The organism is Streptomyces yongxingensis, assembly GCF_055597465.1.
Genome location: NZ_CM145717.1, coordinates 9209892 through 9228257, shown reverse-complemented (window position 1 = coordinate 9228257; position 18366 = coordinate 9209892). Strand labels below are relative to the sequence as shown.

The following is an 18366-nucleotide window of genomic DNA, read 5'->3' as shown; positions in this document are numbered from 1 at the left end:
CACGTCAGCCCACGTCGGCCCACATCAGCCCAGGAAGCTCAGCCGCACCTGGCGGTCGGGGTTGTCCCGGTTGGTGTCGACCAGGCACACCGACTGCCAGGTGCCCAGCGCCGGCCTGCCGCCGATGACCGGGATGGTGGCGTGCGGAGGTACGAAGGCGGGGAGGACGTGGTCGCGGCCGTGGCCGGGGCTGCCGTGGCGGTGGCGCCAGCGGTCGTCGGCGGGGAGGAGGTCGCGGAGGGCGGAGAGCAGATCGGTGTCGCTGCCGGCGCCGGTCTCCAGGATGGCGATCCCGGCCGTGGCATGCGGGACGAAGACGTTGAGCAGGCCGTCGCCGCCGCCCGCCACCTCGCGCAGGTACGCCTCGCAGTCGGCGGTGAGGTCGGCGACGGTCTCGGTCGATCCGGTGGTGACGCTGATGGTGTGGGTACGGAATGTGCTCATGGAACCATCCTGATACGCCGTCGCGTAAAACTCCCGCAACAAAGGTCCGAGGGGCAAGACACCGTTGACCGGTTCCGGACGTCCTCGCTAGTTTCGAGGGCATGTCTACGTCAGCCCTGCTCACCACGCGCGGTCATATCGACCTGCTGCGGGTGGCGTCCGCCGCGTGTCCCGGCCTCCGCTGACCTTTCTCCTCCCCCGCCTCTCCTCCCCCTCGCCTCGGTCTCGTTCCGCCGTACCGTGCTGATCGTCGTGTCGTACGAGCGCGTACGGGCCGGTGCGGGCGTCGAGGCGTACCCCTTTTGTGGAGCCCCCATGTCCCCGGTTCTCGAACCGGTCGTGCCGCTCTCCGCACGCCGCCGCACCGTGCCGCGATGGCTGCGCCGTACGACCGGACCCCTTCTGCTGCTGGTGCTCTGGCAGGTGTCCAGCGCCACCGGTGTGCTGCCCTCCGACACCCTGGCCTCCCCCGGCACCATCGCCGGTACCGCCTCCGACCTGCTCAAGGACGGCACCCTCCCGCACGCCATGCTGGTGTCCGTACAGCGGGTGCTGATCGGGCTGGCGCTCGGCGGTGTCATCGGCGTCGCGCTCGCGCTGGTCTCCGGACTCTCCCGGCTCGGCGAGGACCTCGTCGACGCGAGTGTGCAGATGCTGCGCAGCATCCCCTGGGTCGGCATGATCCCGCTGTTCATCATCTGGATGGGCATCGGCGAGGCCCCGAAGATCGCGCTCATCGCGCTGGGCGTCACCTTCCATCTCTATCTGAACGTCTACGCGGGCATCCGCGGCGTGGACGCCCAGCTCATCGAGGCCGGGAACGCGCTCGGGCTCGGCCGCTGGGGGCTGATCCGCCATGTGGTGCTGCCCGGGGCGCTCCCCGGCGCGATGACCGGGCTGCGCTACTCCCTCGCCACCGCCTGGCTGGCGCTGGTCTTCGGCGAGACCATCAACGCCGATGACGGGATCGGCTTTCTGCTCAACCGCGCACGGGAGTTCTTCCAGACCGATGTGATCGTGGTCTGCCTGATCGTCTACGCCGCCCTCGGCCTGCTCGCCGATTTCATCGTCCGCACTCTGGAGAGGCTGCTGCTGCAATGGCGACCGAACTTCACCGGCAAGTGAACTCCCTGGAGAAGGAGTTGAGGGGGCAGGAGTTGGCGCGGGAGACGGGCGACGAGAGCGGCGGTGCCGCGGTGCGGGTGCGCTCGCTGACCCGCTCGTTCGACGGCCGCGCGGTCATCGACAACCTCCGACTCGACGTTCCGGCGGGCGAGTTCGTGGCGCTGCTCGGCCGCAGCGGCTGCGGCAAGTCCACGCTGCTGCGGGTGCTCGCCGGGCTGGACCGGGAGATCGAGGGCGAGGTGCTGGTGCCGCGCCGCAAGGCCGTCGCCTTCCAGGCGCCCCGGCTGATGCCCTGGAAGCGGGTCTGGCGCAATGTGCTGCTCGGGCTGCCCGGCCGCCCCGGGCGGGCCGTGGCCGAGCGGGCGCTGAAGGAGGTCGGTCTCGGGCATCGCGTCGACGCCTGGCCCAAGACCCTCTCCGGCGGTGAGGCCCAGCGCGCCTCGCTGGCCCGTGCGCTGGTGCGCGAGCCCGATCTGCTGCTGCTGGACGAGCCGTTCGGCGCGCTGGACGCACTCACCCGGATCACCGCCCAGCAGCTGGTGGCCGAGCTGTGGCAGCGGCGCGGCTGCGCGGTGCTGCTGGTCACGCATGACGTGGAGGAGGCGCTGCTGCTCGCCGACCGCGTCCTGGTGATGGACGGGGGCGTCATCGCGCATCAGGTCCGGGTGGACCGGGACCGGCCGCGCGACATCGCCGATCCGCTCCTCGCCGAGCTGCGCACCGAGCTCCTGGACCGACTGGGTGTGAAGGCGCCCGAACCGGCCGTCCACAAGGTCGCCTGACGGCCGCCTGGCCCCTCCCGAACCGCCAAGCGCGTTCCGAACTTCTCCGGAACTACCCGTACCTCCCGTACCTCCCGAACGGACCCTGCTGACATGAGACGGCGTATCGTCCCCGCCCTGTCCCTCCCCTTCGCCCTGCTGCTGTCCGCCTGCGTCAGCTCGCACGCGCAGAACAACTCCGGTTCCTCCGGCAACACCGATGGCAAGGGCGATGTGACCCTCAACGTCGGTGACCAGAAGGGCAATGACGAGGCGGTGCTGCGCGCCGCCGGGCAGCTCAAGAACCTCCCCTACAAGATCAAGTGGTCGACGTTCACCTCCGGTCCGCCGATCCTGGAGGCCGTGAGCGCCAAGGCCGTGGACATCGGCGGGGTCGGCAACACCCCGCCGGTCTTCGCCGCGGCCGCCAAGTCCCGCATCAAGGTCGTCGCCGCCAAACACGGCACGGCCGACGGGGAGGCGATCCTGGTCAAGAAGGGGTCGCCGGTGAAGAGGACGGCCGATCTCAAGGGCAAGACCGTGGCGGTCGCGCAGGGCAGCTCGGCCCACTACCAGCTGGTCGCCTCGCTCGCCAAGGCCGGGCTCTCGATCAAGGACGTCAAGGTCAGCTTCCTGCAGCCCGCCGATGCCCTGGCCGCCTTCAGCCGCGGCAAGGTGGACGCCTGGGCCGTCTGGGATCCGTACACCTCCCAGGCGCTGCGCCAGTCGGACGCGCGGGTCGTCACCACGGGCCAGGGCGTGGTCAACGGCCTCAACTTCCAGGTGGCCAACCCCTCCTCCCTCGAGGACGAGAAGAAGGTGAAGGTCATCAAGGACTATCTCGGGCGGCTGCGCCGGGCCCAGGACTGGGTCTACAAGCACCCCGAGGAGTGGGCCAAGGTGTGGGGCAAGGAGACCGGGCTGCCGTACCAGGTGGCGCTGGACTCGGTGAAGCGGACCAACGGCACCCGGGTGTACGTCGCCGTCGACAAGCCCGCCATCGCCTCGGAGCAGGAGATCGCGGACACCTTCGCGAAGCTGAAGCTCACCCCGCGCCGCTATCAGTTCGCCGACTATGTGGACACCCGCTTCAACGGCGATCTGCCGCCCTCCACCACCGCACCGCGCACCTATGGAAAGGGATCCTGAGGACACCCCTTTTGGGGAGCGCCGCATCGGGTAAGCGCGTGGAAGCCGCCAACCGCGCGATACCTACCCGATGAAACGAGGTGAGCGTCATGCACACCGCCACGGCCCAGCGGACGGCCGCCGCGCCGTCCGCGGTGCGGGAGACCCTGGAATGCCGCCCCGAAGCAGCCGCGCGCGCACGACACCTCACCAGCACCTTTCTGGAAGCCTTGCGCCCGGCGCCCGATCAGGGCGCCGCCGACGCGGTGCTGCTGGTCGTCTCGGAGCTGGTCACCAATGCCGTACGGCACTCGGGCGGCCGGTTCTGCTCGCTGCGCGTGTCGGCCGACCCTGACGCCATCACCGTCGCCGTCGGCGATGCCAGCAGCGTACCGCCGCACCTGCGCACTCCGGATGTCCGCGGCGAGGGCGGCGGGTTCGGCTGGCCGATGATCAGCGGCTTGGCCACGGCCACGACCGTCAGCGAGGAGCCGGGGGGCAAGACCGTGAGCGCGATCTTCGCCCGAAGAGGACGGGTGTCGGGGCGCGCCGCCGCGCCGACATCGAGCTGACCCCCTCTCCGTGCCCTCGCGTGACGTCATCGCCACCTGGCCCGTCCCCTTCTAGCCCGTCCCCGTCTCCGTCCGCGCACGGTCCACGGCCACGGCGATTCCGTCGAGGACGCGTTCGAGGCCGAAGACGAAGTCATGGTCGGTCGCCGGATCGTCGTACGCCCCGTCGGGCGCCGCCTCGAACAGGCCCGAGGAGAACAGCAGCGCCACCTGCGGAAAGCGGTCCGGGGTGATGAGCCGCGCCAGGGTCCTGCCGTAGGCCCGCTCGGTCTCCTCCTGGCTCAGCCCCGTTTCGCTCCTGCCCTGCGCGTGTTCCTGGGACAGCAGGGAGGCGTGGCGCACATAGCCGCTGAGCAACGTCAGACTGCCGACCTTCGCGGCCCAGTCCAGCTCCGTGCCGCTCAGCGCGCTCAGACCCGCTTCCATCCAGGCGATCTCATGAGGCCCCACCGGCGGCCCCGCGATGGGGAGGCGGGGGAGCCAGGGGCGGTCGTGGTGGACCAGCCGCTGGGCGACGGTCCACTGCCGTAGCCCCTCCCGCCACCGGCCCGGCGCGGTCTCGACCTCGGGCGGAGAGCCGAGCGCCAGGTCCCGCATGAGGACGAGGAGCTCGTCCTTGGATCCCACGTGGCGGTAGAGGGACATCGGGGAGACGCCCAGCTCCTTCGCGATCTTCGGCAGCGTCGCACCCGCCAGCCCGTCGCGGTCCGCCAGTTCCACCCCCGTCCGCACCACGCGCTCGGTGTCGAGCGCCGCGGGCCGGCCGAGGCCCGAGGCCGGGACCGGGAGCCTCCACAGGCGGGCCAGCTCGGCGGGCGCCTCCTCCTGCTCGGCCGACATGGCGCTTCTCCTTCTCGTACCTCGGTTGCTCACCAGGTACATCATGGCCTACCGCTACTTAGTATCTGCCATATAGATTATTGCCTATACTAAGCCGGATGCCGAGGGCTCGCCCCTGCTCCCTGCCCGCTGGGCCCTCATGTCAGGACGGAGAGAGATCCAGGTGACAGCCATAACGCAGTCCCATGCCCCGGGCCCCGCACGGGGCCCTGTCCGCCGGACCGAACGGGCCCTGGCCCCCGATCTGGCCCGGGGCTCCATGCTGCTGTTCATCGCGCTCGCGAACGCCGCGGTGTTCACCTTCGGCAACCAGCCGGGCGCCGAGGCGTCGCCACACGGCTGGGAACGCCCGTTCAACCTCGCCATGTTCGTCTTCGTGCACGCCCGCGCCTATCCGATGTTCGCCGTGATGTTCGGCTACGGGCTGGTGCAGCTCACCCGCAGACAGGACGCGGAGGGGTCCGGGCCCGGCGCGGCCCGCTCGGTGCTGCTGAGGCGCAACGCATGGCTCGTCGCCTTCGGCCTCGTCCATGCCACGCTGCTCAACTTCGGTGACTTCCTGGGGGCTTACGGCATCGTCGGCATCCTCTTCACCCTGCTGCTCCTGCGCCGCGGCGAGCGCGTGCAGCGCGTCGTGCTGTGGTTGTGGGGCTGCACGGCGGTGTACGCCGCCGCCCTGGGTGCCGTGGCCGTGTACCGAGCCACGCACGGCGGCTCGGGGTCCGCCGCCGTGCCGACGGACGATGTCGATTCGCTCTCGGCCCCCGACTACCTCACGTCCGTGGCCGACCGGCTCGGCGAGTGGCCGATCCACACGCTGACCGTGCTGCCGTTCATCGTGATCGTCTGGCTGGGGGCGTGGGCCGCGCGGCGTGGCGTCCTGGAGGACCCGGCCCGCCACCGGCGGCTGCTGGTCCGCACCGCGGTGGTCGCACTCGGCGTCGCCTTCGCGGGCGGGGTCCCGATCGGCCTGGTCAGCGGCGGCTTCGTGCATGTCGACGACGCCACCGCGGACGCGTTCCTGAGCCTGTACGAAGTGAGCGGCCAGTTCGGCGGCCCGGGATATGTGGCGCTCTTCGGGCTCCTCGCCCTGCGCCTGTCGAAGGCCCGCTCCGCCGCGCGGCGGAAGCTTCCCGTGGAGGTGCTGGCGGCCCTCGGCCAGCGGTCGCTGAGCGGCTATCTGTTCCAGTCCCTCGCGTGGGTGGTGCTGCTCTCCCCCTTCGCGCTCGCGCTCGGAGAGCGGACCGGCAGCCCGACGCTCGCCGCGTGTCTGAGCGCCGTGCTGGTCTGGCTCGCCACGGTGGCCGGGGCCCATCTCCTGCAGCGCCGGTCACTTCCGGGGCCCGCCGAGAAGCTGCTGCGCAGGCTTACGTACGGCCCCCGATAGCCGAGCGCCATGCGTATCGCGCACACGGCGACGCCGAGGGCCGGCCGCCCCAGAGGCGACCGGCCCTCGGTGTTCAACCGCCTGCGTTCACACCGCCCGCGGTCAGCCGCCGATGTTCACATCGATGCAGGCATAGAAGGCGTTGGCGGTGTCCGCGATGTTCCAGACCGCGAGAACCTTCTGCTTGCCCTTCAGGCCGCCGAAGTCCACCTGATGGGTGACGGTCTCGCCCGGCTGCGCCCCGCCGTCGTCGACCTCCGCGACCTTCTGGCCACCGACGTAGTACTGCCAGGTGTTGGTCGCGTGACGCGCGGTCAGTTTCCAGGTGAAGTCGGCCTTGGACGGGATGGGCGTGACCGCCCAGCCCTTGCTGTCGTCGTCGAGTTCGGCGAACTTCGCATTGCCGCCGCTGCAGCTCGTCAGCCCCTTGGGGCCTTCGACGCTCTGCGGCTCGTACTTGATGTCGCCGCAGGCCACGGTCCCGGCCGCACACTGGGCCTGGCGGCTCGGCGGAGTGGAGATGTAGCCGTGCGCGCCGGCCTCGCTCGCGGGGAGGCTCAGGGCGACCAGGGGGGCTATCCCCGCGCCGACGACAACCGCCAACTTTCGTTTCATGTTCATGCCAACTCCTTCGCGGCGAGGCCCCACGCCAGACGGGAAGTCCTTGCCGAAGGTGAGGATGTGGGGGGATGTGGGGGGTGGCTGCACGGAACGCTTCATCGGCCGCAAGGGGCGGCCGTGAATCAGCGCCGCACTAGGTCTAGACCATACCGTCTGTCCGTTCACGGTCAAGACATGAGACGGAAGTGGTCTGGTCCACTGTCATCCCCACCGATGTCACCGCCCCGGCCCGGGAATCGGGCCGGGGCGCGCGGGAGTCGGAACGAGAGGAGTCGGAACGAGAGGGCGGTCAGGAGGAGAGGGCGGTCAGGAGGAGAGGGCCGTCAGGACGAGAGGGCCGCCAGCCGTCGCCGGTCGTGGGGAGAGGAACGCCGGTCCAGGCGCTCCTCCAGGCGATCCCGGGCCGCCTCGCACCGGCCCGCGGACACCAGCGCGTACAGCAGGGCCTCCTCCACGACCTCGCGCTGCGCGGCGCTGCCGCCCACAACGGGGAGCCGTGGCAGGAGGCGCTCCAATCCGCGTGCCGCGTCGGTCCAGCGCTCTTCCAGGATGTCCTCGAACGCCGCGCACAGCGGGGCGATGACACGTCGCTGCACCTCGTCGGCGCGCAGGGCGTGGACTCGCAGCCGTCGCAGCCCCGGCAGGTCGTCCGCGGCGGTGAGGGCGATGGCGGAGTGCAGGGCGACGAACGCGGTGGCCGGACGCTCCAGGACGTCGGCGGGCGCCGTGTCCAGGACGTCGCCGATCGGGAACGGGCCCTGCCACGCGCCCGCCAGCCGGGCGCGCCACAGCAGGGAGCCGGAGTCGACCAGGGCGCGGACCCCGTCCACCTTCCCCGGCGACAACTGCTCCGCCCACCGGCGGCGGACCGCCGCCGCGTCCTCGAGGGCGAGTTCGTGCAGGGCGGCGTGCCAGGAGAAGTGCGCGCGGTGTGTTCCGCCCCGGCCCTGGTGGGCCAGCCATCGCTGAAGTCGCTCACGGCCCGCCTGGTGGTCGCCGGATTCGTACGTCACGTGGGCGAGGGCGTGCATGGCGTGGCCGGAGGCGGGCTCGGCGGCCAGGGCCCGCTCGGCCAGCGCTCCGGCCTCGTCGTAACGCCCCTGCTCCTGGCGCATGAAGGCGAGCAGGGAGGTGTGGAACCAGCCTCCCCCGTGCGCCGGGGCGGTGCGCTCGACCACGCGGAGCGCGGTGGTGCCGTCGAGATCGCGCAGACCGGAGAAGGCGATGGTGGGCACGGCGACGGCGAGCGCCAGCGCGTCACCCGGGTACTCCTCCAGGTGGCGCAGGAGGGCGGCGTCGCCATCCGCGGGCGGGTCCAGGACGCGGCGGGAGACGACGTCCACGAAGGAGCGTTCGAAAGTGTCGGCGCGCTCGCGCACCGCGCGCCGGGCGTCGGCCAGGGCGCGCGAGACATCCACGTCGGCCCCGCACTCATGGCCGATGAGCGCGAGCGCCGCATGGCCGACGGCGAATCCGGGGTCGAGCGCCACGGAGCGGCGGAGCGCCTGTGCGGCCCCGGCCCGGACCTTCAACAGCCGGTCCACGCCGAGGCGGTAGGCGGTGGCGGCGGCCGCATGGGTGCTGAGGGGGAAGCCCGAGGTGTCCGTCGGCCGACGTGTCCGGCGCCGGACGGCGCCGCCGGTGGCGGGGAGCACGGGGGCCGTCCACGGGTCGAGGACGGCCTCGGCGATGGTGGCGGCCTGCGCCCGGATCTCCGGGATGGCGGTGGTTTCCCACAACTCGCCGCGGCGGGGCGCGCCGAGGGTCCACAGGGGTCGTGTGGTGCCGCCGTCGGCGCCGCGCAGCCGTCCGTGGTCGGTGGCGACGCCCATGCTGAGCGGGCCGGGCAGCGCGGCGCCCTGGTCGAGCAGGCTCCGCCACAGCGGGTCCGCCGTGTCGGAGAGCCGCAGGCCCGGCCCCGTACAGTCCACCACCCAGCCCACGGGCAGCGTGCGCGGGCCGTCGGCGGTGGTGAGGGAGACCGTCAGGGAGCCGTCGGGCCGGGTCGAGGCCGAGGCGAGCCGCCCCTGGTACGTCCGCATCCGCCGGGTGCGGCGCATGCGCCCGACCGCCTCGGCGGTGGCCGGGGGCATGCGGTGGCGGTGGGTGTTCCACAAGGAGCCGTCCCGCTCCACGAACTCGGCCCGTTCCGCGGTGGACATCGACGCCCAGATCTCGGCCGTGACCGGGCGCAGCCCGTCCACCGCGGGCCGCCAGTCGCCGTGGGTGCGCAGCACACGGCCGATGTGCTGACGCACCGCGGCCCGCAGCGCGGCCAGGGAAAGACCGCGCAGTGGCGTCGCACACGCGGCGGCGGGCAGCGGGTCCACGGCATGCGCCTGGGGCAGCCTTCCGCCACGGGACACGCTGTGCACCGTACGGCCGGGGCGGTCGAGCGTCATGGCGATGTCCACCGAGGTCAGCCCGGTGCCGACGAGGAGTACATCCTCTTTCTGCCCGTCCTGGAGGGCGGCGTCCAGGGCGCCCGGCGCCCAGGGGTCGGCGATGAAGCGGTCGTTGCCACGCAGGTCCTCGGGGGCCCAGGCGGCGGTGGCGCGGGACGGCCCGGTGGCCAGCACCACGCGGTGCGCCTCGACGGTACGGCCGTCGGCGAGCTCCAGCCGGGCCCGCGGGTCCCCGCCGGGGAGGGTGGTCCAGTGGCAGCCGGTGGCCCGGGTGCGCAGTCGGCGGACGGTGACGACGCCCTGGGCCGCCATGATGGCTCGGCCGAGGGTGTCGGCGAGGTAGGCGCCGTAGCGGTAGCGCTCCGCGAAGTCGCCGCTCCGCACGCCCGGTTCACCGTGGTGGCACAGCCACCGCACGAAGTGTCCGGGATCGTCGGGGTAGCAGCTCATCTTGCCGGCCGGCACATTGAGGCGGTGGCGCGGGTCGAGGGTGGAGTAGGCGATGCCGCGACCGGCCTCCGGGGCCGGGTCGATCAGCAGGAGTTCGAACGGGACACGGCGGCGTGCCGCGGTCTCGCAGAGCTGGATCGCCACCAGCGCGCCGGCGGCCCCCGCCCCCACGATGGCGACCGTCCTCGTACACGGCCCTGACGTGCTACACGGCTCTGGCGATGCCATGTGATACCTCCTGCTTCCCCGGAACCGGCGGCGGAGCAGAACCGATGCCCCGCTCACGCAACCGGTACCGTAGCCATCTAAGTTCACCAATTCAATGAACTTGGTGAACTCATGGCGGAACAACGAGGCGCCCTTGGCGCCACCAGGGTGGATGCCCAAGCCGGTGGTATGGGGCCCGGCCCCATGAAACGGACGTGCGTGATAACTTGCCCAGGTGCGGATCACAGCCAAGTCGGACTATGCCGTCCGGGCGATGGCCGAACTGGCGGCCGCGGAGGGCTCAGCCCTGACCGCCGAGCAGGTGGCGACCCGGCAGGACATTCCCCTGCGTTTCCTCTTCGGCATCCTGCGCGAGCTGCGCCTGGCCCACCTGGTGCGCAGTGTGCGGGGCCCGGAAGGCGGATATCTGCTGGCGCGCCCGGCGAAGGAGATCACCCTCGCGGACGCGATCCGCGCCATCGACGGCCCGCTGGCCAACGTGCGGGACGTGGGCCTCAGCGGTCTGGAGTACCCGGGAGCGGCGGCGGTGCTCCCGGATGTGTGGCGCGCGGTGCGGGCGAGTCTGCGGCAGGTGCTGGAGAAGACCACCTTCGCGGATCTGGCCGCCGGGGAACTGCCCCCGCTGGTCCGGGAGCGGGCGCGCGAATACCTCGACGACGTCCGCCACTACGACACGTGACCGGCCGGGGCTGACGGCGTCGGTCCCACCAATCCCCCGCCCCCGGGCCCGCGTTGGGCGTTCGCGGGAGCGGGGAGGAAATCGTTCGCCCGGCGGGCCGCGCGGTGCTAGCTTGCGGCCGTGGATCTCTTCTCACGCTCGTGGACGGCATTGCGCACGGCGGTCGCCGAACTCCCGGACGAGGACTTCGCACGACCCTCCGGCTGCGCCGGCTGGCTCGTACGGGACCTGGTGTGCCACCTGGTCATCGACGCCCAGGACGTCCTGATCACCCTGGCGACCCCCACCGACGCGGAACCGACGCGCGACGCGGTGACCTACTGGGAGGTGGCCGACACACCGCCGACCGGCGACGACCCGCTCGACGCGCTGATCGTCCGGCTGGCCGCCGCGTACGAGGACCCGTGGCTGCTGAAGTTCCACCTCGACGACGTGGGCTCCGCCGCCGGACGCGCGGCCGGGCTCGCCGACAAGGCCCTCCGGGTCAGCACCCGCGATGTGGTGCTCACCGCGGGCGACTACCTCTCCGCGTACGTCATGGAGTGGACCCTGCACCATCTCGACCTGATCGCCCACCTCCCGGGCCTGGCGGAGCCTCCCGCCGAGAGCCTCGCCGGGGCGCGCGAGATGCTGGAGAGGATCGCCGGGGCGGCGTTCCCCGCGTCGTGGTCCGACAAGGACACGCTGCTGGTCGGCACCGGGCGACGCGCCCCGACCGCCGAGGAGCGGGCCGACCTGGGCGAACTGGCCACGAAGCTTCCGCTCGTCCTCGGATAGTCCGGCCCTCCGGCCGGAGGGCGCGGCGCGCGGAGCTGGGATCAGCGGGTGTCCCGGGCCGCCGGGTTGCCCTGGTGGGTGAAGGCGGCCCAGAGGTGGATGTGGTCGAGGTCGGTGCGGGTGGCCTCGCCGCGGAGTTCGCCGCGGAGGGCGGCCGGGGGCTCGCGGCGCGGGTTGAGCATCCAGAGCTGGGCGGCGCGCAGGGCGTCCACCGGGGCGAGGCCGTGTGTGGTGACGAAGTCGTGGAAGACGGCCATCATCAGGGCCGTCGGGGCGTCGTTCACGGCCCAGCGCGAGCCGATCACATCGGCCGCGCCGCGGGCGACGAGGGCGGTGGACAGGGTCAGGGCCTCGTCGTGGTCGCGGGTGCTGAGGTCCGTCTCACAGGCGCTGAGCACCACCAACGGGCCTGCGGCGCCCGGCCGTTCGGTGGCGGCGCCGTCCAGGATGCGGGCCACGGTCAGGCGTCCGGCGTCCTCGGGACCGGTCGGCGGGGCGGCGAGCCGGAGTGCCGAGCGCGTGGGGTCCGGACCGGCCAGGGCGTGGCAGCAGATGTGCAGCACGGCCACCGGTGAGCCACCACCGGGCAGGGCGGCGAGGATGTCCTCGGGTGTCCCCGGCGCGTCGCTGACGTCGGCCGTGGGGAACTCGCCGTACCGGAGGCCGTCGGGGTAGCAGGCCGTGTGCAGCGCCTCCGCCTCGATCTCGGCCCATACGAGGCTGAGTTCGGGGTCGGCGACCAGGACCTGCCCGGCGGTGGCGGGCAGCCGGTCCCGGGCCGCGGCCCGCAGGAACTCGGCGCCGGAGGGGGCGTAGCTGAGCACCGCTTCCTCGCAGGCGTACCGGTGCTCGCGCCCGTCGCTCCCGTACGGGGTGCGGGCCGCGTGCCAGGCGACGGCGCCGAGGGGGCCGCACGGCACCAGCACGATCCGCGGCGGCCGGTGGAGCGGGCCCACGGCGGCCAGGACGGGGCCCATCGCGGCGGGCCAGGCCCAGTCGCACAGCTCGCGCAACGCCGCTTCCCACTGCCCGTCCCACTCCGTCCGACGGCCCGGATCGGCCGTGGCGCCGGCGGCTGTTCCCGAACGCCGGGCGGTGACGTCGAGGTAGCGCTCCAGTGGCGGGCTGCCAGGGGTCAGCAGCGGCAGCTTCAGGACGGCGGGCTGCGCCTCGTCGGTGCCGGGGCGGACGATCAGGGCGAAGCCGGGCATGCCGGGGCGCTGCCCGGGGACGAGGTGGACGAGCGCGTCGGCGCCCGCGGCGGTGAGCCCGGCCCTCAGTGTCCTCAGGTCCGGTTTGCCGAGCAGTTTCGAGGCGTCCGCGCCGCTGCCGGCGCCCAGCGCCTCAAGGGCCCTGCGGCGCAGGCTGCCGGGGATCTGCGGCCCGGTGGCCCGGCCCGGCAGCGCGCCCCCGGCGTCGAGGTGGAGCGGGTCCGCGGCGGCCTCGGCGCGCCACTGCCGGGCCAGCTCCGGGTACCCCCGGGCTTCGAGGAGTTCGGGAATGCCACGGGACGCGGCGGCGGCCCGCAGCACCAGCGCCCGGCCCAGTTCCAGCGCGTCCACCGCTTCGGCCGGGCGGCCGCACACGGTGGCCCAGTAGGCCAGCCACAGCGCCTGTGCCGACGCGAAGCGGGCCACGAACAGGCCGTGCTCGGAGCCGAGTTGGAGCAGGACGTCGGCGGACAGCCTGGCCAGTGCCTCGCCTCTGGCGGCCAGGGCGGCCTCGCGGTCCGCGGCGGCGCGCGGACCGCCCCGCCCGCGGCGCAGCCAGTGGGCTTCGGAGAGCTGGGTCAGGGCGTCCGCGGTGTGCGGCAGGCCATCGCCCCGGACGATCAGCTCGCGGACCCGGGACAGCTCGGTGACGCAACTGTCGAGCAGGTCCGGGTCGTCGAGGCGGCGGGCCGCGTCCAGCAGGGCCCGGCCGAGCTGATACCGCAACCGGAGTTCCTGGTGGGGAGTGGGCTGCGGTCCCTCGAGGACCCGGTGGACCTCCGCGATGGCCTCGTCGGCGGCGTCCCGGCCGGGCTCGATCATGATCAGCTGGGTCAGCGCGGAGGCGCGCAGGGCGGGGAAGTACCCTGCGAGCATGGGGGCGATCCCCCGTGGGTCGGTCTCCACCACCTCCCTCAGATACCGGGCCGCGGCGCGGAATTCGGCCGGATCCCGGGTGAGGGCGGCCTGTTCCCGATGGACCTCGGCCAGGGTGGCGGCGAGGGCGAAGCGGTTCTCCTGGTCGGGCGGCAGGACGGCGTACAGGCCCGTCAACTCCTCGACCAGGCGCGGCAGTACGCCGAGGTCCCCGCTGCGGCGGGCCAGACCCAGCTCGTGCTGGGCGGCGAACACCACCGTGTTGAGCGTGCCCGTGGGCGGCACCGAGCCCTCGCGGTCGTAGGCGGCGCGCACTTCCCTGGCCATCGTCAGGGCGGCGTCGGCGGCCCGGAGGCCGCCGCCGAGCGTGGCCGCCTCGTGGAGGCGCCCGGCCATGCCGATGGCCAGGGCACGGCGGGCGGCCGCGGCCTTCTCGCTGTCCGCGGACAGCGAGTCGGTGATCTCGCGGAGCCGGGCGGCGCTGGTCTCCAGGTGTGCCAGATCGCCGGTCTGGGACACCCGTACGGCATCGACGAGGGTGGCAAGCTGCTGCTCCAGGCCGACGTGCTCCGGGCCGCCGGGACGGTCGTCGGGGTGCGGCCCCGGCTCCGACATGGCCTCGTCCACCTCGTCGAAGTCCATCGTGCCGGGCACCAGGAAGTTGGCCCACACCAGCAGGATGGCGTGCAGCTTGGCGAGGCGGGCCCGCTCGGGGATGCGCGGGGGCAGCTCCCGCAGCGCCCGCCGGATGGCGTCCGCGCCGCGACGGACGCCCTGGGCCAGCGCCCGGGGGTCGCCCTCGCCCGACCTGAGCCCGGTCAGCAGCTCGCGCAGGGTTGCGAAGGCCGGTCGGTCCAGGCCCAGGGCCGCCACTTCCGCGTGGGCCTCCTCGGGGGAGATCGCGGTGCGGTCGACGGCCCGGTACAGCCACACCAGGAGCTCCGTGAACCGCGGTATGTCGTCCGTGGCCCAGCCCAGCACGCCCCGGACGGCCTCGGCGAGCGGGTCGCCGACGTGGTCACCGGCATCGCCGTCGCCGTGGCGCCGTTCCTCGTCCACCCCGCGCTCCTCCCCCGTGTCCTGTCCCCCGTGCGCTCTCCCCCGTGTCCGAACCGCGCCCTCAGGCGTCCGGCAGCACTCCCGGCCGGAACTTCTCCACGCCCACGACGCGGTGGACATGGTGGGGCTCGATGTAGACCGCCACCCGCACCTCGCCGGGGGCCAGCCAGGGGAACGTCTCCGTGCCCAGGTACTTCCGCGCGAGACGGTCCATCACCCGTACGGCCGGATCGCCCTCGACGAAGCGGACGGCGCTGCCCCGGATCTCCACCCGGTGATACGGGTCCTCGGTGTCCATACAGCACAGCGACACGCGGGGATCACGCCGGAGGTTCTCCTCCTTGACCCGGCCCGCCGAGGTGTTGATCACCACCAGGCCGTCCTCCAGATCGGCCCACATCGGCGTCAACTGCGGCGAACCGTCCGGGTTCAGCGTGGCCACCTGCCAGAACCGGGGTTCCCGAAGCCAAGTGCGTGTGATCTCGTCCAGCGTGGCAGCCATGCGGTCTCGCTCCTCTTTCGTGGGCCAAACCGTCAACGCATACCCTGACCACCGGGGTTCCGAACACCCGGAGTCGGGGAAGTGCTGCCGCACACCACCGGCACTCCGTATGCTCACAGCATGATCGATGTGCCGCTCTCCGCGCTGGAAGTCGCCATGGTCCAAGCTGGTACGCGAGCCGTGGACACGCTACGTGACACCACCGCCTTCGCCCAGCGTCTCGACGCCCTCGGCTACCGCCGGCTCTGGTACGCCGAGCACCACCACTCCCCCGCCATCGGCGCCTTCCCGCCCGTGGTCCTGACCGCCCACGCCGCCGCGTCGACCTCGGCCATCCGGCTGGGCTCCGGAGGCGTACTGGCCCCCAACCACGCCCCCATCATGCTGGCGGAGCAGTTCGGCACCCTCGCCGCGCTGCACCCCGACCGGATCGACCTGGGCATCGGCCGCGGTCCCGGCACCTTCGACGAGGCCACGGCCCGGGCGCTGCGGCGTGGCGCCGGTCCGACGACGGACGACGAGTACCTGGACGATGTGGCGGCGACGCTGCGGTTCCTGGTCGAGGAGGTCGCGCTCGGCACGCTCCCGGAGCCGTGGCTGCTGGCCTCCAGCAACGCCGGTGCGGCACTCGCCGCCGAGCTGGGCCTGCCCCTCGCCTTCGCCCATCACATCCGCCCCGACAACACCCTCGCCGCGCTCGACCACTACCGTGCGCACTTCTCCCCCTCCCCGTGGTGCGAGAGCCCCCGGGTGCTGGTGTGCGTGGAAACCATCTGCGCCGAGACCGAGGACGAGGCCAAGTGGCTGGCGGGCCCGATGAACGTCGTCAAGGCCGGGCTCCTCAAGGGGCACAGCGAGGTCCCGTTCCCCTCGCCCGAAGAGGCGTCGGCGCATCCGTTCACCGCGGAGGAGCGGGCGGGGGTCGCGGCGTTCGGGGCCCATCAGGCGTACGGCACTCCCGAGACGGTCCTCGGCCGTCTGGCGGAGGTGGCGAAGGCGACCGGCGCGGAGGAGTTGATGCTGGTCACACCGGTCTACGCGCTGGCCGCACGCCTGCGCTCCTACGAACTCGTCAAACGGCACGCCGCCCTGCCGTAGGCGACTCACAAGAATCACACAAGACCGCCTCCTACGGTTCCCGGCGACGAAGACGCACAACTCGTAGGAGGTTGCGCCATGTTCGGCAGTCGCCGTCCACGTGTCCTCGCCGCCCTGTGTGCGGCCCTGGCCGTCGCGATGTTGGCCTCGTGTGACAGAGGGGTGAACACGGCCGAAGGTGCCACCTCTGACACCGACGCCTCGGCTTCCGGCAAGAAGCCCAACATCGTGTACGTCCTCACCGACGACCTGTCATGGAATCTTGTGAAGTACATGCCGCACGTACAGGAGATGCAGAAGAAGGGGACGACCTTCAGTAACTTCTTCGCCACCGACTCGCTGTGCTGCCCGTCGCGTACATCCATCCTCACCGGTCAATTCCCGCACAACACCGGTGTCTTCACCAACAGCGGCGACGACGGAGGCTACCGCGCCTTTCTGAAGAACGGCAACGAAAAGAAGACCTTCGGGCCCGCGATGCAACGCGCCGGCTATCGCACCGGATTCATGGGCAAGTACCTCAACGGATATCAGCCGGGTGACAAGAACGGCACCGACAAGCCCTATGTGCCCGCCGGCTGGGACGAGTGGGACGTCGCCGGGGAGGGCTACCATGAGTACAACTACGAGCTGAACGAGAACGGCAAGGTCGTGCCCTATGGCAAGGACCCCCAGGACTATCTGACGGACGTCCTGTCGAAGAAGGCCACCTCGTTCATCGGCTCCTCGGCGGAAGAGAAGAAGCCGTTCATGCTGGAGGTGGCCACGTTCGCACCGCACGGCCCCTACACGCCCGCGCCGCGCCACAAGGGCAAGTTCCCGGGGCTCAAGGCTCCGCAGACCGATGCCTATGACAAGGCGACCGTTAACGCGCCGGAGTGGCAGCGCTCATTGTCACCGCTGACATCGAAGGAAAAGCAGGGGATCGACCGGAATTTCGCCAAGCGAGCGCGCTCGGTCCAGGCGGTCGACGAAATGATCGGTCAGCTGGAGAAGACGCTCGAGGACAATGGCCTGGCGGACAACACCTATATCGTGTTCGGGTCGGACAACGGCTTCCACATGGGCGAACACCGGCTCCGCACCGGAAAGCAGACCGCCTACGACACCGATATCAACGTGCCGCTGATGGTCACCGGACCCGATGTTCCGGCGGGTAAGAAGGTGTCCCAGCTCGCCGAGAACGTCGACCTCAACCCGACCTTCCAGGACCTCGCGGGCGTGGATCCGCCGTCGGGCGTGGACGGGCGCAGCCTGGGCGGCCTGATGCACGGCCGGACCGAGGACGAGTGGCGCGATGCCGTCCTGGTCGAGCACCATAAGGCGGCGTCCAAGAAGGGCGATCCCGACGCGGCGCCCAAGAACGCGGGCGATCCACCGACCTACGCGGCGATGCGGACCGATGACTCCCTCTATGTCGAATACACCGATGGAGAGCGGGAGTTCTACGATCTGGACTCCGACCCCGAGCAGCTGACCAACCGGGAGGCGTCCCTCTCGGCCGGACAACGGGCCGCCCTGCACCGCACCCTCACCGCGCTCCAGAAGTGCAAGGGCGCGGAAAGTTGCCAGGACGCGTCCCGGACCGGGAGCAACAGCGACAGCTAGCGGCACCCCCGGCGTGGCGGACCCTCAACGGCCCGCCACGCCGGGGCATATGAACTCCACCCGGACCTCGTCGGCCAGCTTCAGCGCGCCCAGGAACGCGGTGTACGGCTTGATGCCCCAGGTGGACTGCGTGAAGGACGCCGAGCCGCGCAGCGTCCCGTCCGGATCGGCGCTCCCGTGCACCGTCACCGGGTGAGTCCGGCCCTTGATGGTGAGGTCGCCCGTGACCTCGAAGGACTCGGGCGTTCCGGTGATGTGGGTGGAGCGGAAGGTGATCGTGGGGTGCTCCGCGGTGTGCAGCTGCCCCTTGCCCTCCAGCGTCCGTTTGATGTCGGCCCGGTCGCCGTCGGTGAGTGGTTTCAGCCCGCCGGTCCCCTCCCGGACGTCGAGCGAGTCCGTCTCGATCGTCACGCTCACCGACGACCGCTCAGGGGCGCTCGCGGCAACCGCCAGGTCCCCGGACCATCGGGTGGCCTCCAGCGTCAGATCGTGCCCGGCCCTCCGGCCGAGCCCGGTACGGCTGGTCTTGATCAGCAGCCGGGCGTCCGGCGGGCCTATCCGATACGTTCCGTCGCTCAGGGTCATAGCACTCACC

17 protein-coding genes are annotated in these 18366 nt (G+C 71.9%); 10 read left to right on the top strand and 7 right to left on the bottom strand.

The annotated features are described in order from the left end of the window. Positions 1 to 24: 24 nt before the first annotated feature. Positions 25 to 444 carry a YjbQ family protein gene (locus ACZ6TD_RS39625; RefSeq protein WP_471345934.1) on the bottom strand — a complete coding sequence of 140 codons (420 nt, stop codon included), beginning with the start codon at positions 442 to 444 and terminating at the stop codon, positions 25 to 27. 101 nt (positions 445 to 545) lie between these two features. On the opposite strand from ACZ6TD_RS39625, the gene ACZ6TD_RS39620 reads away from it, so the two are divergent. From ACZ6TD_RS39620 to ACZ6TD_RS39600, 5 genes are all read left to right on the top strand, one after another. Further along, entirely contained in the window at positions 546 to 629 is an 84-nt protein-coding gene (locus ACZ6TD_RS39620; protein ID WP_350203233.1) for a putative leader peptide, read from the top strand. A 130-nt stretch (positions 630 to 759) separates the two neighbouring features. Continuing rightward, positions 760 to 1569 carry an ABC transporter permease gene (locus ACZ6TD_RS39615; RefSeq protein ID WP_471358448.1) on the top strand — a complete coding sequence of 270 codons (810 nt, stop codon included), beginning with the start codon at positions 760 to 762 and terminating at the stop codon, positions 1567 to 1569. Further along, complete coding sequence (locus ACZ6TD_RS39610; RefSeq protein ID WP_471345932.1) at positions 1542 to 2351, top strand: ABC transporter ATP-binding protein; 810 nt, start codon at positions 1542 to 1544, stop codon at positions 2349 to 2351. The genes ACZ6TD_RS39615 and ACZ6TD_RS39610 overlap by 28 nt, the downstream gene beginning before the upstream one ends. A gap of 93 nt (positions 2352 to 2444) precedes the next feature. Beyond that, positions 2445 to 3479 (top strand): ABC transporter substrate-binding protein, encoded by a 1035-nt coding sequence (locus tag ACZ6TD_RS39605; protein WP_471345930.1) that lies wholly within the window; start codon positions 2445 to 2447, stop codon positions 3477 to 3479. Between the two features lie 89 nt (positions 3480 to 3568). Then, complete coding sequence (locus ACZ6TD_RS39600) at positions 3569 to 4030, top strand: ATP-binding protein (RefSeq protein WP_471345928.1); 462 nt, start codon at positions 3569 to 3571, stop codon at positions 4028 to 4030. A gap of 51 nt (positions 4031 to 4081) precedes the next feature. Here the strand turns inward: ACZ6TD_RS39600 and ACZ6TD_RS39595 are convergent, their stop codons facing one another. After that, a complete protein-coding gene (locus ACZ6TD_RS39595; protein ID WP_471345926.1) occupies positions 4082 to 4870 on the bottom strand; it encodes a TetR/AcrR family transcriptional regulator in 789 nt (262 codons plus the stop codon). 163 nt (positions 4871 to 5033) lie between these two features. Between ACZ6TD_RS39595 and ACZ6TD_RS39590 the strand changes: the two genes are divergently transcribed. Then, positions 5034 to 6257, top strand: coding sequence for a DUF418 domain-containing protein (locus ACZ6TD_RS39590; RefSeq protein WP_471345924.1), 1224 nt, complete (start codon positions 5034 to 5036; stop codon positions 6255 to 6257). Positions 6258 to 6359: 102 nt separating this feature from the next. Here ACZ6TD_RS39590 and ACZ6TD_RS39585 read toward each other — a convergent pair whose 3' ends face one another. Continuing rightward, entirely contained in the window at positions 6360 to 6878 is a 519-nt protein-coding gene (locus ACZ6TD_RS39585; protein WP_471345922.1) for a lytic polysaccharide monooxygenase auxiliary activity family 9 protein, read from the bottom strand. A 323-nt stretch (positions 6879 to 7201) separates the two neighbouring features. Then, positions 7202 to 9961 (bottom strand): FAD/NAD(P)-binding protein, encoded by a 2760-nt coding sequence (locus ACZ6TD_RS39580; protein ID WP_471345920.1) that lies wholly within the window; start codon positions 9959 to 9961, stop codon positions 7202 to 7204. Between the two features lie 214 nt (positions 9962 to 10175). Here ACZ6TD_RS39580 and ACZ6TD_RS39575 point away from each other — a divergent pair, with 214 nt between their 5' ends. Both ACZ6TD_RS39575 and ACZ6TD_RS39570 read left to right on the top strand, forming a co-directional pair. Further along, the gene (locus ACZ6TD_RS39575; protein WP_471345918.1) at positions 10176 to 10640 is read left to right on the top strand and encodes an RrF2 family transcriptional regulator; all 465 of its coding nucleotides are present in this window, start codon (positions 10176 to 10178) and stop codon (positions 10638 to 10640) included. Positions 10641 to 10760: 120 nt separating this feature from the next. Continuing rightward, the gene (locus ACZ6TD_RS39570) at positions 10761 to 11417 is read left to right on the top strand and encodes a maleylpyruvate isomerase N-terminal domain-containing protein (RefSeq protein WP_471345917.1); all 657 of its coding nucleotides are present in this window, start codon (positions 10761 to 10763) and stop codon (positions 11415 to 11417) included. Positions 11418 to 11458: 41 nt separating this feature from the next. On the opposite strand, the gene ACZ6TD_RS39565 is transcribed toward ACZ6TD_RS39570, so the two are convergent. Both ACZ6TD_RS39565 and ACZ6TD_RS39560 read right to left on the bottom strand, forming a co-directional pair. Continuing rightward, positions 11459 to 14563, bottom strand: a complete 3105-nt coding sequence (locus ACZ6TD_RS39565) for a CHAT domain-containing protein (protein ID WP_471345915.1) — start codon at positions 14561 to 14563, stop codon at positions 11459 to 11461. Positions 14564 to 14624: 61 nt separating this feature from the next. Next, a complete protein-coding gene (locus tag ACZ6TD_RS39560) occupies positions 14625 to 15065 on the bottom strand; it encodes a PPOX class F420-dependent oxidoreductase (RefSeq protein WP_471345913.1) in 441 nt (146 codons plus the stop codon). 120 nt (positions 15066 to 15185) lie between these two features. On the opposite strand from ACZ6TD_RS39560, the gene ACZ6TD_RS39555 reads away from it, so the two are divergent. Beyond that, positions 15186 to 16163, top strand: a complete 978-nt coding sequence (locus ACZ6TD_RS39555; RefSeq protein ID WP_471345911.1) for an MsnO8 family LLM class oxidoreductase — start codon at positions 15186 to 15188, stop codon at positions 16161 to 16163. Positions 16164 to 16325: 162 nt separating this feature from the next. Further along, a complete protein-coding gene (locus tag ACZ6TD_RS39550) occupies positions 16326 to 17771 on the top strand; it encodes a sulfatase family protein (protein WP_471345910.1) in 1446 nt (481 codons plus the stop codon). A gap of 24 nt (positions 17772 to 17795) precedes the next feature. Here the strand turns inward: ACZ6TD_RS39550 and ACZ6TD_RS39545 are convergent, their stop codons facing one another. Beyond that, the gene (locus ACZ6TD_RS39545) at positions 17796 to 18356 is read right to left on the bottom strand and encodes a YceI family protein (protein WP_471345908.1); all 561 of its coding nucleotides are present in this window, start codon (positions 18354 to 18356) and stop codon (positions 17796 to 17798) included. Positions 18357 to 18366: the final 10 nt, after the last annotated feature.